Origin of the sequence: Dankookia sp. GCM10030260 (assembly GCF_042666655.1) — a bacterium.
In the GTDB taxonomy this organism is placed as follows: Bacteria; Pseudomonadota; Alphaproteobacteria; order Acetobacterales; family Acetobacteraceae; genus Paracraurococcus.
The window spans coordinates 1-14,458 of sequence record NZ_JBHTDE010000023.1; the positions used below are offsets into that span (position 1 = coordinate 1).

11 protein-coding genes and 1 pseudogene are annotated in these 14,458 nt (G+C 67.1%); 10 read left to right on the plus strand and 2 right to left on the minus strand.

Features of this window, described 5'->3' with window-relative positions; translation table 11 throughout:
* Nucleotides 1–623: 623 nt before the first annotated feature.
* Complete coding sequence (locus tag ACFQS7_RS28020; RefSeq protein WP_380070453.1) at nucleotides 624–824, plus strand: hypothetical protein; 201 nt, start codon at nucleotides 624–626, stop codon at nucleotides 822–824.
* 166 nt (nucleotides 825–990) lie between these two features.
* On the opposite strand, the gene ACFQS7_RS28025 is transcribed toward ACFQS7_RS28020, so the two are convergent.
* Nucleotides 991–2,136 (minus strand): zinc-binding dehydrogenase, encoded by a 1,146-nt coding sequence (locus ACFQS7_RS28025; RefSeq protein ID WP_380070454.1) that lies wholly within the window; start codon nucleotides 2,134–2,136, stop codon nucleotides 991–993.
* A gap of 253 nt (nucleotides 2,137–2,389) precedes the next feature.
* Nucleotides 2,390–3,226 carry an HpcH/HpaI aldolase/citrate lyase family protein gene (locus tag ACFQS7_RS28030; RefSeq protein WP_380070455.1) on the minus strand — a complete coding sequence of 279 codons (837 nt, stop codon included), beginning with the start codon at nucleotides 3,224–3,226 and terminating at the stop codon, nucleotides 2,390–2,392.
* A gap of 1,065 nt (nucleotides 3,227–4,291) precedes the next feature.
* Between ACFQS7_RS28030 and ACFQS7_RS28035 the strand changes: the two genes are divergently transcribed.
* From ACFQS7_RS28035 to ACFQS7_RS28075, 9 genes and pseudogenes are all read left to right on the plus strand, one after another.
* Nucleotides 4,292–5,431: an NADH:flavin oxidoreductase/NADH oxidase gene (locus ACFQS7_RS28035; RefSeq protein ID WP_380070456.1), complete on the plus strand. Its 1,140-nt coding sequence runs from the start codon at nucleotides 4,292–4,294 to the stop codon at nucleotides 5,429–5,431.
* A gap of 139 nt (nucleotides 5,432–5,570) precedes the next feature.
* Nucleotides 5,571–5,950 (plus strand): annotated as a pseudogene (locus tag ACFQS7_RS28040) (transposase); the annotation flags it as partial.
* Between the two features lie 415 nt (nucleotides 5,951–6,365).
* Entirely contained in the window at nucleotides 6,366–7,643 is a 1,278-nt protein-coding gene (locus ACFQS7_RS28045) for an MFS transporter (protein ID WP_380070457.1), read from the plus strand.
* A gap of 300 nt (nucleotides 7,644–7,943) precedes the next feature.
* On the plus strand, nucleotides 7,944–9,038 hold the full coding sequence (locus ACFQS7_RS28050) for an inositol-3-phosphate synthase (RefSeq protein ID WP_380070458.1): 1,095 nt from the start codon (nucleotides 7,944–7,946) through the stop codon (nucleotides 9,036–9,038).
* Entirely contained in the window at nucleotides 9,035–9,958 is a 924-nt protein-coding gene (locus ACFQS7_RS28055) for a hypothetical protein (protein WP_380070459.1), read from the plus strand. Before ACFQS7_RS28050 ends, ACFQS7_RS28055 begins: the two co-directional genes overlap by 4 nt.
* On the plus strand, nucleotides 9,955–11,097 hold the full coding sequence (locus tag ACFQS7_RS28060) for a class I SAM-dependent methyltransferase (RefSeq protein WP_380070460.1): 1,143 nt from the start codon (nucleotides 9,955–9,957) through the stop codon (nucleotides 11,095–11,097). Before ACFQS7_RS28055 ends, ACFQS7_RS28060 begins: the two co-directional genes overlap by 4 nt.
* A gap of 2 nt (nucleotides 11,098–11,099) precedes the next feature.
* Entirely contained in the window at nucleotides 11,100–12,146 is a 1,047-nt protein-coding gene (locus ACFQS7_RS28065; RefSeq protein ID WP_380070461.1) for a Gfo/Idh/MocA family protein, read from the plus strand.
* A gap of 137 nt (nucleotides 12,147–12,283) precedes the next feature.
* The gene (locus ACFQS7_RS28070) at nucleotides 12,284–12,982 is read left to right on the plus strand and encodes an MBL fold metallo-hydrolase (protein ID WP_380070462.1); all 699 of its coding nucleotides are present in this window, start codon (nucleotides 12,284–12,286) and stop codon (nucleotides 12,980–12,982) included.
* Nucleotides 12,979–14,457: a YcaO-like family protein gene (locus ACFQS7_RS28075; protein WP_380070463.1), complete on the plus strand. Its 1,479-nt coding sequence runs from the start codon at nucleotides 12,979–12,981 to the stop codon at nucleotides 14,455–14,457. The genes ACFQS7_RS28070 and ACFQS7_RS28075 overlap by 4 nt, the downstream gene beginning before the upstream one ends.
* The last annotated feature ends 1 nt before the right edge of the window (nucleotide 14,458 follow it).

Sequence of the window (14,458 nt, forward strand, 5' to 3'; positions counted from 1 at the left end):
CCCCCCATGGTCCAGCACCATCCGCACCGCACGCCGCCAGACTTCAGGCGAATATCGGTTCGACCTCTTCTTGGTCATTGCCCCATCCTCTCAACCGCTGGGGCCTCCGACATACCCGGGGCGGTTCAAGTGGTCAGCGGTTACCTTGCTGCTCATCCCCGCCTCCTTGCGTCTCCGACGTCCGACCCAGGGCTGCCAGCAGCGGGTCGGCCAGGGCCGGCACCGCCTCCGCCGGAACCGGCACGGATGGGGGCCGCAGCCTCGGATCGTGATCGAGCGATAGCTGAGTTTTTGATGGTGGACGACTCGGCGTCGGTGGCCTCCTCCACGGGAATGGACCGCGACGATGCGAGGCTGCGCTGTCCTTCTGCCGTCACCTTGAGGAGCGCAGCCAGGCGCCCCAGGGCGTCGACCGCCACGCAGGGCGGGCCGAGCTCGGCCATCCCGATGCGGGCCGCCCCATCGCACATCCAGGTCGGCACGACGCGGCTCCGCCCCGGCTGCTCCTCCCGCCAGTACAGATCGAGCCCATCCTTCGTGACCCGCTGAACGATGGGCAACTGACGCCCATTCAGCGGATGCCACGGATACTCGATCCGCACCTCCACTTTTCGATATGCCGAATGGAAATCGTTGTGGGCGCTTTAAGCGGAACACCAACAGTCGCCCGAAAATGGGTCGGTACCCAGCTCGGCGGCCGCCAGCGCAACCAAGGCGCGCGCACCACAGCGGAAGTCCATCGGCTTGATCGTCAGCAGGGCCTCGTCGGTACCGGCGCGACACGCAGCACCGCGCCATCCAGCTTCACCTTGATCGACATGTGATCCCCATGGAATAGGTGACGCAGCGCGAGGCGCCTGCGAATGCGGAATGTCGGTTTTCTGGTGGCCAACAGCGCCGGAAGATCGGCGTGGCCGGGCGAAGGGCAGCCTGAGAGAGGCGCTGCCCCCGCTGGCAGGTGCCAGCCGCCCAGCCGTGAGAGAGTGAGCTTCAGCCCAGCCCATGCTGTGGCAAGATTAGGTACTTCTCCCCCGTGGCGCGCCGACAATAGGCTCGCACGATTTCCGGCCGAAGCGCCTCGGCAAGGGAGATTTCCGCGGTGTAGTGGCTGGCGAAGGTGGTGGTCAGCTCGGCGGCGACACGGGCGCGCAGCCGTGCCTCCGTTACCGTCCCCAACTTCTTCAGCGCGGGCATCAGCAGCCAGCCGCCCAGTCCCCACGCAAAGCCGATCGGCGCACGCTCGAAGGTGACGGGTCCGGTGTTCAGTCGGCCATACAGGTAAACCTGCTTGTGCCGGTCCGAGCCGTAGTGGTGATAGCCGCTGGCGGCCTGCCGTGCTGCGGCCTCCATGGCAGCCAGGATCTGCCCGGCCAGCGGCCCGCCGCCCACAGCGTCGAAGCCCAGGGTGGCACCGGTCTCTGCGAGTGCCGCGGTCAGCGCCTCTGTGAAGTCCGAGGCACTGCTATCCACGACATGGCGGGCGTTTTGGCCCAGCAGCAGCGCCGCCTGTTGCGAGCTGCGTACGATGTTCACTAGGCCAATGCCGTCGGTACGGCAGATGCGATTCAGCATCTGGCCGAGGTTGGAGGCCGCGGCGGTGTGCACCAGAGCGGTATGGCCTTCCTGGCGCATGGTCTCCACGAAGCCCAGCGCCGTCATGGGATTGACATACCAGGAGGCGCCGTCGCGCGGGGTTGTCCCCGCGGGCAGCACCAGGCATTCGGTCGCCTTTGCGCAGCGGTATTGCGCCCACATCGCCCCGCCGAACACCGCGACTCGTTGGCCGAGCAGATCAAGGACATCGGCACCTGCCCGCACCACGGTGCCCGCCCCCTCATTACCCACGGGAAGCGAGGCGTCTAGCCGTGCGGCGACGGCCGGCAGCGCCGCTGCTGGCACCTGCGCGCGCACAACAGGCTGTGCTGCCGTCCCGGCGAACTCGGCTGTATCGAGCGAGGCTGGACCGAACAGAACACCGATGTCCGACGGATTGATCGGTGTCGCCTCGATCCGAACGATGATCTCGTCGGCTGCCGGTTCCGGCACCGCCGCCTCATGCAGGGAGAGTTCGAGCACGCCGTCCTTGCTGATTCGGGAGCGCAGTTCCAGCCCCCGCAGCCCGTCGCTGTCCACCATACTGTCCTCCCCGTGATGCTCCGACGGAACCTTCGGGGTCGGCCGTTCCCGGCGAGTGCATTCTGCACAGTGCCCCTGTCCGTAGAAGGTCTATTCGCATTTCCCTGCAGGATTCTTTTTGTCGAGCGTCGGTTCCGCCAGCGCCAGGCGCAGCTGCGCATTCTCGCGTTCGAGGCGCTTCAACCGCCATGCCTGATCCAGCTTCAGGCCGCCGCGTTCAGGTTACCGGCGATGGCATCTTGCGTGAAATGCCTCAATAGGTTCCGGTCTTTGCTGGCTGCGGCGCCTGGGCCGCCGTCGCTTCACCCGTCAGCATCGCCCGCATACCGGCCCCGTTCGTGCGCCACCAGTTGTACAGGATCCGCACATCCCACCCTATGCAGAAGTGCTTCACCCCCATCTCCAGGTACGGCTTCGCGCCCGAGATATCCGCCAACTCCACGCGCGGGTGCTTGCCCATCCTCAGCGCCGTCTCGATCGTCTTGCGCTCCGCCTTCACCACGTCAGGGTGCAATCGCTGCCCGGTCAGTCCCAGGCTCATCGAATAGTCGGATGAACCGAACTGGACCATATCAATGCCCGGGATCGACAGGATTGCCTCCAGGTCCTCCACGCACTCACGCTTCTCGACCATGATGGCGATCACCACCTCATTCAGCGCGTCGACATAGGCTGGCGAGCCGCCCTCCAGCACAGTGCCCACATCGCGTCGCATGCCGACACCGAGCCGCCCGCCGGTGCCTGGGGTTTCGGCGCGCACCGCGGCGACGCACAACTCGGCGTCGGCCACCGTCCGGATATCGGCGAACAGCACGCTCTGGAAGCCCGATCCGATCGCCCGCATCGCCTGATGCGCATACTGCTTCTGCTCAACCTTGATCATGCCGGCGAGGTTCTTCAACTCAAACGCACGGCCGAGATTGTCGAGATCATGCATGGTGAATGGCGCGTACTCGGCGGTGAACTCGATATAGTCGTAATTCTCGGCGTCGCCGATCAGCTCCACGAGCGTCGGCCAGCTGGACAGGATGTGCGTGCCGATCGTGGGTTCCCCAGCGTTCAGCTTCTGGCGCAGGCGGTTGGGGCGCATGGTGTCGTTTCCTCCGTCGATTGGGGCGCTGACCACAAGTGTTGTCCGATCAGGACATGCATGCAACCTCGTCGGCGCCACTGGCCGTCGGCGTCGCGAGCCAATGCGTCGTGTCCTTCACCGGCTTCGCCGAAGACGAGATGCTGTCGTACAACTCGCGGAAGCGGAGTGGTTCCAGTGAGGATACCTGAGCAGCCTGTTGCGGCTGACGCTGCTGGCGCCGGGTTTGGTGGAGGCGATCCTGAACGGGCGGGTAGTCTGCCGCAGCGACGTGAGCCGTTCCCGATCGATTGGACGGAGCAGCCTGCCGCACTGGATGGCACGCGCAGCACTTGGGATCGCCGCTCTGCCCCCTGAAGCGGTTAAGGTCGGGAGCGGCTGATTGGGTCTGCCCCGAAGTAAGCCGCGCGATGATCGGCCCCGGCAGGCCGGGCGGCCCTGGGAAGCCACGGGGGCGGCGCCGGTCACCGCGAGGCCGAGCTCGCCCAGGGTCGGCACCTCCGGCGCGCTCGGGCCGCGCGCGGCCGCCAACATCGCCAGGGCGGGTACCTTGCCCTCGCGCTTCAGCGCGATGGTGCCGCTGATATTCACTGCGGCGAGGTCGGGATGCCTGCCGAGCAGTTGCGGGGACAGCACGGCATTGCCGTTGAAGGCCAAATATCCCAGCTGTGGGACCTGGGCGGTGGATTCGAAGGCGAGGAGGAACAGGTGGTCGTCCGGACCCGATGCCGGTCGTGCCGCAGGAGATGGTGCCCGGCGCGGCGGGGGCCCGAGCGATGAGGTCCGCAACATCGCGGAAGGGGTTGCCTACGGCGACGTAGAAGGCGTTCGGATGTCGACGACATTGGCGACGCAAGGGGGTGACGTATGCGGCAACGGCAGTCGCGCCGCCATGCCGGCAGGTGAGCATGGCCGGACCTGCCTGGCCCCTTGGTGTCGTTGCGGCGAGACTGCTCCGTCGTCACCTCATCATTCAAGCCCACGGCTGCCGCATCGGGCCGCTCGCCAGGGCCGGCGAGGTCCGTCATCATCCGGGTCTCCCAGACCCTCAATCGGCAGGCCCCCATGCCCGACCTGTTCAGCCCCTTTACCCTCAAGGGCGTCACCCTCCGCAACCGCATCGCCATGTCGCCCATGACGATGTACCGGTCTGTGGATGGCAAAGTGAACGACTACCACCTCATGCTTCTGGGCTCGCGCGCCGCCGGCGGCTTCGGCCTGGTCTTCCCCGAGCAGATCGCCATCACTCCCGATGGCCGCACCGGCACCTGCTGCGCCGGCCTCTGGGACGACAGCCAGATCGAAGGCCTGGCGCGTCTCTGCGCCCTGGTGAAGGAGATGGGGGCCATCCCCGCCATCCAGCTTGGGCATACCGGGCGCAAGGGAAGCGAGCAGAAGCCCTGGGAGGGCAAGCGGCAGATCGCCCCGGACCACCCGGATGGCTGGCAGGTCCGCGGGCCCTCCGCCATTACCTATGGCGGCCGCTATACCTACCCGGTGCAGGCGCTGAGCGTCGCCGAGATCCACGCGCTGCACCGCGCCTATGCCGAGGCGGCGCGGCGCGCCCTGGCGGCCGGCTTCGAATGGCTGGAGATGCATTTCGCCCATGGCTACCTCGGCGCGAGCTTCTTTTCGCCGCTCGCCAACCAGCGGACGGATGCCTATGGCGGCAGCCTGGAGAAGCGGCTGCGGTTCCATCGCGAGGCGCTGGACGCGGTGCGTGCCGTCTGGCCGGAACGGCTGCCGCTGACCATGCGCCTCGGCTCCGACGACCTGCATCCAGATGGGGTGCAGTTCGACGATGCCGTCTGGGCGGTCGGCGAGCTGAAGCGGCACGGACTGGACCTGGCCGATCTCAGCCTCGGGATGAACACCGACGACCTGCGCGAGCCGCCCTTCTCACAGGCCGCCTTCATGGTGGAACGGGGCAACCGCGTCCGGCGCGAATGCGGCATTCCGGTCGCGGTCAGCTGGAACCTGGGAACGCCCATGATCGCTGACCGGGTGATCCGCGACGAACTGATCGACCTGGTGTTCCTGGGCCGTCCCGCCCTGGCCAATCCCCATTGGCCGGTGTGGGCCGCACGGGAATTGGCGCACGACGACCCGTTTTCGATCCTGCCGCAGGATTGGTCCTGGTGGCTGCACAATCGCCCGGGCTCGGAGAACTCGCATGGCTGGCCTGCCCCCTCAGTCACGGCATAAGCCACCAAGCGTGCCCATCCGGTGCGCCCGCCTCGCGTCCCCATCGGCAATGGATACCTAGCATTACCTGGGCACCTTCTGAGCTGATCTGCCTTGCCTCTGAACTGGGCTGAAGGGGCTGGGCTTTCAGGAAGCGGCCATGGGTCGGGCCATGCAGGATCTGGATGTGTGGTTGGAGCCTTTCCCTGCCGCGCTCGGGCACAGGAAGCGTCGGCTCCGGGCACCCCTGTATTTGCATGGGCTGCTTGACCCAAGCGAGCGCAAGAGCCTGCAGCGGATGGCAGCCGGCCTGGGTCTGTCGGGGCACGATCAGCTGCGGCCTTCATAGCCAACTCGGCCTGGGACGATGGGCCGCTATGGCGGGAACTGGCCGAGCGAGCCGGCAGACTGGTGAGCAGGCCGCCGGCGGCGCTGCTGATCGACGACACGGCGCTGCCGAGGAAGCGCACGCTTTCGGTCGGCGTGGCGCGGCAATACTGCGGCCAACTCGGCAAGCGCGCGAGCTGCCAGGCGCTGGTCTTTCATGGCGCGGCTATTTGCAGGCCCTGTCGCGCCCATCCGATACCCGCATTGCCGACGCGAATTCAGGCCACCTCTTGATTTCAGCTTGCCCAATAGTGCTGGAGGCTGAACAGCCGTTTGGCGGTCCGGCTCGGGCCGGGCGTCACCTTTACGCACATGGACATCTGCGCGGCCCAGCCCCGCGTTGCAACGGAACTGCCGCGTCCGTGTTGTCGAAGCAGTTGGCGCACGCGAAGGCCCTGACTTGGTGGCAGGGTCTGTGCTCGCCTGCCCTCAACTGAGTGCCGACGACCAATGGCGCAGGGGTTGATGGGATGCATCGAAGCAGGCGGCGGGGCAGGATGAGCATGACAGCGCGGCGCTGGCCACTCCCGGAGCGCCTGGCCGGCCATCCAATTTTCCCGCCGCGCTGATGCCTTTTGGGTGCCCTCCGACCTTCCGCGACCCAGGCTGGCGTAGCCTCGTCATCCTGCTGATCTATGGCTATCAGGGCTTAATCGCCGGCTTCGGACTGACCGTTCTGCCCAACTATTTTGCCGAGATGGGTGCAACGCCTGCAGCGATTGGCGGCTATATCGCAATGATCGGGCTCCCCTGGATCTTGCAGCCACTCTGGGGGCCGCTGGTGGATGGCCATGGCCGATCCCACATGGGGGGCCGCCGGTCCTGGGTCCTGCTGGCTTTGGCCGGGGCCGTGGCCTCGCTGGGCGGCCTAGGGTTTGCTGGATCTGGGCCCTCGGCACTTCCCTGGTTTGGACTAGTTCTACTGGTTCATAGCGGCTTCGCCTCTTTGCTCGACGCCGCAGTCGATGCGATGATCATCGACTGCGTGCCGCTCAAACGCTTCGGCCAGGCGACTGCGCTCACCCGCACCGGCTTTGTCACCGGCACGGCCCTGGGGGCTCTGCTGTTCTCCTGGGTGCTGCCCGGGTACGGCTTGGCCGTCGCATCGACGCTGCTGATGCTGTTCGGGGCGGCCGCAGGCTTGGTGGCCCTGCTGGTGCGGGAGACCGGAACTGACGTGCTTCTTTCGCTGCGCTGCCATCCGCTGGCAGATCCCATGCGGGCCTCCCGCACCACCTACGGTTCGCTGGTCGGCCAGATGTTCCAGCAGATGCGGCAGCGCGGCACGATTGCGCTACTCGCGTTGTGCGTCGCCGAGGAATTCGCAACCGCCACCTTCGGCGTGCATCTCGGCGTAGGGATGATTCAGGACGGCGGCTGGGATGCAGCATCGCTGTCGCGGCTGCAGGGTGGGCTGACCCTGGTCGGTGGAACGGTCGGCGCGCTTTCGATCGGGCATTGGTCGGACCGCATCGGCCACCATACCATGCTGCGGTTGCTGCTTGGTGCCTGTGCCCTGGCCTATCTCGTCGCTGGGCTGATGGTCCTGACGCCGCATGTCGCCTGGAGAAGCGCGACCGCGATGACCTTGTCGAGCATCGTGCCGGCCCTGGTCTTCGTCGCGCTCGCACCCACCGTCATGCGCCGCAGCCGCGGCGTCGGTGCGGCGACACAATTTGCACTCTTCATGGCGGCGCTCAATACGGGTGGCATCCTTGGTTCGGCGGCCTCCGGGCCCGTTGGTGCGGTCCTGGCGTCCTGGCAAATTGCCCTGGGCGGGGCTTGCATCTTTTTGGCCTGCACAGCAGCTACCTTCCGCATGCACATATTGGTTGCAGAGCCATAGATAAGAAAATCAGTACAACTGTTTCGAATAAAACAATACGACATCGTCTCGTCAATGATCCGCCTTGAGATACATGATGTCGTCATTTTTCACCTCGAGTCAGCAGCATTTCCTCCTGCTTACGTGATCGGGTTTTCATCTAGCGCTTTCCAATGCCGAGCCAAGTTGCGGGACTACACGAAGTGCAGGTGAGGAATGTCGCAAGTATTGGAACGGCGTAGGGTCGGCGTGGCAATCGTCGGCTTGGGTGGTGCGGTGGCGACGACAGCCGTCGCCGGGGTAGAATTGCTCCGCCGCGGCATGAACAAGATGGACGGTTTGCCCCTCTCCCACATCGCCGTCGCGGGCCTCGTCGGCTACGAAGACCTGGTGTTTGGCGGTTGGGACATGAACGGCCAGAGCCTGGCTGACGCTGCATCCGAACATCATGTCCTGAACGACAACCAGCTCGCTGCAACTTCTGACGCACTATCCGCCGTCAAGCCCTGGGCCGCGGTCGCTAGCAGCGCCTTCTGCCGTCGCATCGAGGGCGCCAATACGCGCGCGGCGGGCGGGCATCGCGCCGCAATCGGCGTCATCATCGAGGACCTTGCGCGCTTCAAAGCGGACAACAGGCTCGACGACGTCGTTATGATCAACTTGGCCTCCACCGAGCGCACCCCAGCTGACGGCCCATCGCTGCGCAGCGCCGAAGCCTTCGGCAGGGCACTCGACCGCGACGACGCCGATATCGGTCCTGCGATGCTCTATGCCGCTGCGGCGATCGAGGCCGGAGTGCCCTATGGCAATTTCACGCCTTCGGTCGCGGCGGATGCGCCCGCGCTGACCGAGATGGCGCTACGTCGCGGCGTGCCGGTTGCCGGCAAGGACGGCAAGACCGGGCAAACCCTGATGAAGACCGCGCTGGCGCCGATGCTCCGTGCCCGCTCGCTGCACGTGGATGGATGGTTCTCAACCAATATCCTCGGCAACCGCGACGGTCAGGCGTTGGAGGATCCCGACAGCTTGAAGTCCAAGCTCGGTACCAAGGGACGCGTGCTCGACTCCATCCTGGGCTACCCGGTCGAGGACCACATCGTCGACATTCGCTACTACCGCCCGCGCGGCGACGACAAGGAAGCCTGGGACAACATCGACATCAGCGGCTTCCTCGGCCACCGAATGCAGATCAAGGTGAATTTCCTCTGCAAGGACAGCGTGCTCGCGGCGCCGCTGGTGCTGGAGATCGCCCGCGTCCTAGACCTTGCACGGCAGCGTGGCGAGAGCGGCCCGCAGGAGCAGCTTTCGGTCTTCTTCAAGGCGCCGATGACCGCGAGGAACAAGGCGCCCCAGCATGCTTTTCATGTCCAAGAACGCATGCTGGAAGACTGGCTCGGGAGCGCTGCCGCCGAATGAGCGTGGCCATGCCTGTCGAGTCGGGAGGGCGCGCGCCGCCAGACCTGTTGCCGCTGCTGCGGATGCTGGGCGACCTGAAGCGCATCCGCTCCGCAGGCCGGGAAGGATCCCTGGCCGCGCGGATCTTCGCAACGGCCTGGGCCGATGTCGCGGCTGGCGCTGCGGTCGCCGATGTGGCGCGACGCAGCCTGCGCACCTGTCTCGCCGCAACGCAACTTGGCGATCTCGACGCCGCGGTATTGCGGGAGGCTGGCATTCCCGTCGCCGAGGTCGGGCGCATCGGCGACACGGCGGTCGCCATGGCGGCGGCGCCGCTTGATGCCTCAATGCGGCAATGGCTCAGCGGCCCGCTGGCGGCCGCTGTGGACACGGGGATGACGCCCAGCTTCGTCGCGCGCCTGGCGGCGCAACCACGGGCGGGCGCGACCAGCCCGGGACGCGGCCGTCTGGTGCTGGAACCACCAGAGAACCACGCCGAACATTGCATGCTGGTCGCGGCCTACGGAGTCCTCTTGGCGCCAGCATGGGGCGCCCACGCCGAGACCGTGTTCCTGGCAGCGCTGGCGCATCATCTGCACAATGCCCTGCTGCCGGATGCCGGCTTTGCCGGCGAGGTCCTGCTTGGGGAATGGCTGCAGCCGGCCATGGTGCGAGCGACCGACATCGCGCTGGCGGAGTTGGCCCCGGCGCCGCGGGCCGCCGTGGCGGCGGCCTGCCGGATCCTGCCCGATGCCGCGACGCCGGAGGGCCGCGCCTTCCACGCCGCCGACACGCTCGACCGCGTGCTGCAGGTCGAGCATCACCTGCGCGCCTCCGGTACCCGCATGGAATTCGTTTTGCGCGAGATGGAACTGGTTCATGCCGGGCCGGTAAAGCCGTTTCAGGACGCGGTCTTGGCGCGGATGGGGCTGTCGGCGTGACGCCGGCCCTTGTCGCCGACACTTCGTATTCGGTCCGCGATGCGGCCGGTGGGCGTTGGCCGGCGCCGGATGGCATTCCCTATCTGCGCTTTGGCCGCCGAGAACTGGCGGATGCTGCCCTCGCGCGGCTCGATGCCGGCGACCGCGAGGGCGCGTTGGTGCTGCTGCTGGCGGACCAGGATGACTGGTGGTGCGGCCCGCCGGCTGCGCCTGCCGCGTTGCGCGAGTTGGTGCGGAATGCTGCCGCACTCAGCCTGCGCGATGCAATGCGGCTGCTAGCCTGGGGGCCGGTCGCCGACTACTTTGCGCATCGCTGGTCCGACCCGACCTTCCTCGCCGGCCTGGCCCTGGTTGAGGCGCACTGGACCGCACCGCAACGGGCCTTCGAGCTGGCCTGCGGTATTGGCCACCATTTGCGCGAGCTGTCGCGCCATGGCGTCGCCGTGACCGGCACCGACGTGGTCTTTGCTAAGCTCTGGGTCGCTCGGCATTGGGTCCTACCGCAGGCAGCCGGGGTCGGGGTGCCTGAGGCCCGGCTGCTCTGCCTGGATGCGGCCCAGCCCTGGCCGTTCGACGAGCGATTCGAGCTCGTCGTCTGCCACGATGCTTTCTATTTCCTGGAGCCCAAGCCGCAGATCCTGGCGTGGCTGCGCGGGTTGCGCGAGCCGCGGCTTGGGCTGTTGGCCATTGGCCATGTTCACAACAGCGAATGGGACAACTTCTCGGCCGGTGCTGCCATCTCGGCCGATGTGCTCGCGGCGATGTTCCCCGAGGCGCTGCTCTATGATGATGCCGAACTGACTCGCGCTTTGGCGGAGAGTCGCGCACCGTCTGCTGCGTCCGCCGCGGCGCTGCGCCAGGCAGAGGCTTTCGCCGCCGTCGAGGGACCCGGGCTTCGTCCGGCGCAGGCGGTGACCGGCCTGCTAGCGCTGCCTCAGGCTGGGGCACGGTTACGGCGCAATCCGCTTTACGCTGCGGATGGGAACATCGCCTGGCCCTCCGAACGCTACGGCCGCGAATACGGGCCACGCATGACCTACCCAGCCAGCAGTACGGCTCCAGACCGCTCGATTCTCGACTCGACCACCGTCGAGGCGGCGCGGTGTCGTGAACTGGTGGACCTGCCGGAGAGCTGGTGAGCATGTTGGACAACGTTTCCCCATTGCCCGGCTTGGCTGCATCCGCCGCCCTGGGATGGGGCGTCATCGGTTTCGGCTGGGTCGCGCGCGACTACGCCTTGCCGGGCCTGCGGCAAGCGGGTGGGCATCTGGTCGCGGTCGCCGATCCAAATGCCGCAGCCCGCGAGAGAGCAACGAGACTCGGTGCGCGAGCCTATGCCGATGCTTCCACGCTGCTGACCGATCCGGCCGTGCAGGCGGTCTATGTGGCGACGCCGAACCACTTGCACCGCGCCGCGGTGGAAGCCGCTGCCGCTGCCGGCAAGGCGGTGCTTTGCGAGAAGCCGATGGCGGCGACGCTTGCCGATGCCGAGGCTCTCGCACGGACGGTGCGTCGCGCCGGTATCCGCTACGGCACAGCCTTCGACCAGCGTCACCATCCTGCCCATGAGGCGATGCGCGCCGCCATCGCGGGCGGTGCCATCGGCACCGTCACAGCGGTCCGCATCGCTTATGCCTGTTGGGTCGATGCCGGTTGGACCCATGACAATTGGCGCGCCGATCCGGCCCGGGCCGGCGGTGGCGCGTTGATGGATCTGGCGCCACATGGGCTCGACCTGGTGGAATACCTGCTGGGCGAGCCACTTACCGAAATCGCCGCGCTCACCCAACGCCGTGCGCAAGCCTATGCGGTAGATGACGGCGCTATGCTGATCGGCCGCACCGAGTCCGGCGTGCTGGCGCAGCTGCATGTTGCCTACAACTGTCCGGAGGGCTTGCCGCGCCGGCAACTCGAGGTGCTCGGCACAACTGGCCAGCTGCTCGCCGAGCGCACCATGGGGCAGACACCGGGCGGCACTGTCCACCTCATTGATGGCCGGCTTGGCCTGCGCTGCCCGGTGCCGGTGCCGGATGCCAACGCATCGCCCTTTGCGCGGCAGATGGCGGCTTTCGCAGCCTGGCTGCGCGATGAGGGCGCGGCCGATGCATTCTCCCTGGAGCGCGACCTGCACACCATGCGGCTGCTGGCCCGCGCCTATGCCGCCGCGGAGCACCCTGCATGCCGCTGAGTCCCTTTGCTTGCGCCAATTGCGGCCATTGGCAGCGTCACTTCGCGACGCCGCCGGATTGCCCAGTTTGTACCGATACACGCAATGACCTGCCGGAGGATGGCTGGCGCTTCCTGACCACCGAGGCGGTGAGGCCAATGCTGCATGGCCAGTGGCGCCACCTCGATCGCAACCTCGTTGCCTTTTCGACAACGCCGCCGCTTGGCCTGAACGGCACCGGCTGGCTGCTGCTGCACCCGGAGGGCAACATCGCCTTCGAGGCGGCGCCTTTCTACACCGACGACATGCTGGCCGAGATCGACCGGCTCGGCGGCATCCGCTTCCTTGCCGCCTCCCATGTGCATGGCTACGGCGCGCTCTGGCAGCTGCAGGACGTCTTCCGGCCAGAGGTGCTGGCGATCCAGAAGGAGGATCTCTGGTTGACCAAGGCCTTCCGAGTGACTTGGCCCTATGACGAGGCGTTGGAGCTGCGCCCAGGCCTGACGCTGTACCATGTCGGAGGCCATTACGAAGGTCAGGCCGTGCTGCACGATGCCGCACGGCGCATCCTGTTCTGCGGCGATACCTTCAAGGTGGACCAGGACGCGGACGGATCCAGCACCGCCGTCTCAACCCACAAGGCCTTCCACAAGTCGATTCCGTTGACTCCGGCCGAGATTCGCCGCTACCGCGAGGTCATCGCGCCGCTCGACTTCGACACCGTCTGCACGCCCTTTGAGCACGCTCCCGGCATCGGCCGCGAGATCGCACTCGCCGTGCTGGACGATCAGCTATGCGGCCCGCCTGGCGTGCGGCACATCCCCCTTGACGAATTGCGCAGGAGAATCGCCGGATGAGCGTCAGCACCGAGCTGCAGGACGTGGCGGCGGCGTTCCGCGCCACCATGCCTGCCAATTCCCATGTCTCCGTTTTCCGCATCGATGCGCTGGACCGCATCGGCATCCCGGTGATGCAGGCCAACCTGATCCAGCGGGATGAGCCGGCCACCACTGGCTACGGCTATGGCTTCGAGCCGATCGAGGCCGAGGTCGGCGCGCTGGGCGAGCTGTGCGAGGAGGTGCATGTCGGCGCTTGGGTGAAGCGCATGCCTGGCATCCTCGCCTCCTACGCCGCGCTGTGCCGGGAGCGTGGGACAGCCGGGGTGATAGACCCGCTGACGCTCTGCCTGCCCGCGGGCAGCGCCTGGACGCCCGACATGCGTCTGACCTGGGTGGAGGCGCGGCGCTGGCCCTCCGGAGAGCCGGTGATGGTGCCGCGCGAATGGGTCGCGGCCTATCCCTATCAGCTCGGCGAGCCGCCGCGGCTGATCACCCCCATCACCAATGGCCTCGGCGCTGGGCTCGACCTGCCGCACGCCATCGCCCACGGGCTGATGGAACTGCTGCAGCGCGACGGCAATGTCGTCACCTACCGGGCGCTTGACCAGGGCGTGGTGGTGGAGCCCGATGCGGTGGAGGAGGCGGAGGTCGCCGCGCTGCTGGCGCATATCCGCAGCCTCGGCATCGCGGTCACGCTCAAGCTTGCCGGCACCGACTTCGGCATTTCAAACCTCTACGTCGTCGGCGACGACGCCGGGACACCGACAGTGCCGGTGCAGGTGACTTCCTGCGGCGAGGCAGCGCATCCCGACCGGGCCCGCGGCCTGCGCAAGGCGCTGCTGGAATTCTGCGGCTCGCGCTCACGCAAGGCGGCGACGCATGGGCCGATCGCACTGATCGGCGCCGCATTGCCGGCGGAGTATGTCGAGCGACAGATTGGCGTGGCGATGCTGGAGGAGGAAGAGGGCCGCGCGCTGGAAGCGATGGCCGAATGGATCACGAAGGACGCCGCTGAACTGCGGCACCGACTTGCAGGGAACGTCTTCTCCGCGCGGCAGTGGGTGCCGCTATCGGCATTGCCGACTACGCCTGGCACGGCGCTGACCGAGTCCGGCGACCGGCTGCGCTTCCTGACCGCACGCCTAGCCGAGGCGGGGATGGCGCCTCTGGTGATCGACTGCTCGCCCGCTGGCAGCCCGGTGCGGGTGGTCAAGACCATCGTGCCCGGCTTGGAAAGCGAGACGATGAGCTACCACCGTATTGGCTGGCGCGGCGCGCGGCGGCTGCGGGAGCGTGGCGATGCCCTGCTGCTTGACGCGCCGCGCGAGGGCGCGCAGCGGGTCCGGCTGCGACCGGAGGACGAGGCGAAGGCTGGCGGTCCCGCTTGGTTCGATGTGCGGCTCGCCGAACGGATCGTCGGCCAGCTCTATCCGCTATATCGGGAGTGTGGGACCTTCTCCGCACGGTTGCTGTTGCAGCGGCGGGCGGCCTGAG

What these genes read in the sequence shown, in the direction of transcription:
- ACFQS7_RS28035 (WP_380070456.1), top strand. Translation starts at nt 4,292, where the DNA reads ATGCCCGACCTGTTCAGCCCCTTTACCCTCAAGGGCGTCACCCTCCGC.
- ACFQS7_RS28050 (WP_380070458.1), top strand. Translation starts at nt 7,944, where the DNA reads ATGAACAAGATGGACGGTTTGCCCCTCTCCCACATCGCCGTCGCGGGC.
- ACFQS7_RS28055 (WP_380070459.1), top strand. Translation starts at nt 9,035, where the DNA reads ATGAGCGTGGCCATGCCTGTCGAGTCGGGAGGGCGCGCGCCGCCAGAC.
- ACFQS7_RS28070 (WP_380070462.1), top strand. Translation starts at nt 12,284, where the DNA reads ATGCTGCATGGCCAGTGGCGCCACCTCGATCGCAACCTCGTTGCCTTT.
- ACFQS7_RS28065 (WP_380070461.1), top strand. Translation starts at nt 11,100, where the DNA reads ATGTTGGACAACGTTTCCCCATTGCCCGGCTTGGCTGCATCCGCCGCC.
- ACFQS7_RS28030 (WP_380070455.1), bottom strand. Translation starts at nt 3,226, where the DNA reads ATGCGCCCCAACCGCCTGCGCCAGAAGCTGAACGCTGGGGAACCCACG.
- ACFQS7_RS28045 (WP_380070457.1), top strand. Translation starts at nt 6,366, where the DNA reads ATGCCTTTTGGGTGCCCTCCGACCTTCCGCGACCCAGGCTGGCGTAGC.
- ACFQS7_RS28020 (WP_380070453.1), top strand. Translation starts at nt 624, where the DNA reads ATGGAAATCGTTGTGGGCGCTTTAAGCGGAACACCAACAGTCGCCCGA.
- ACFQS7_RS28075 (WP_380070463.1), top strand. Translation starts at nt 12,979, where the DNA reads ATGAGCGTCAGCACCGAGCTGCAGGACGTGGCGGCGGCGTTCCGCGCC.
- ACFQS7_RS28025 (WP_380070454.1), bottom strand. Translation starts at nt 2,136, where the DNA reads ATGGTGGACAGCGACGGGCTGCGGGGGCTGGAACTGCGCTCCCGAATC.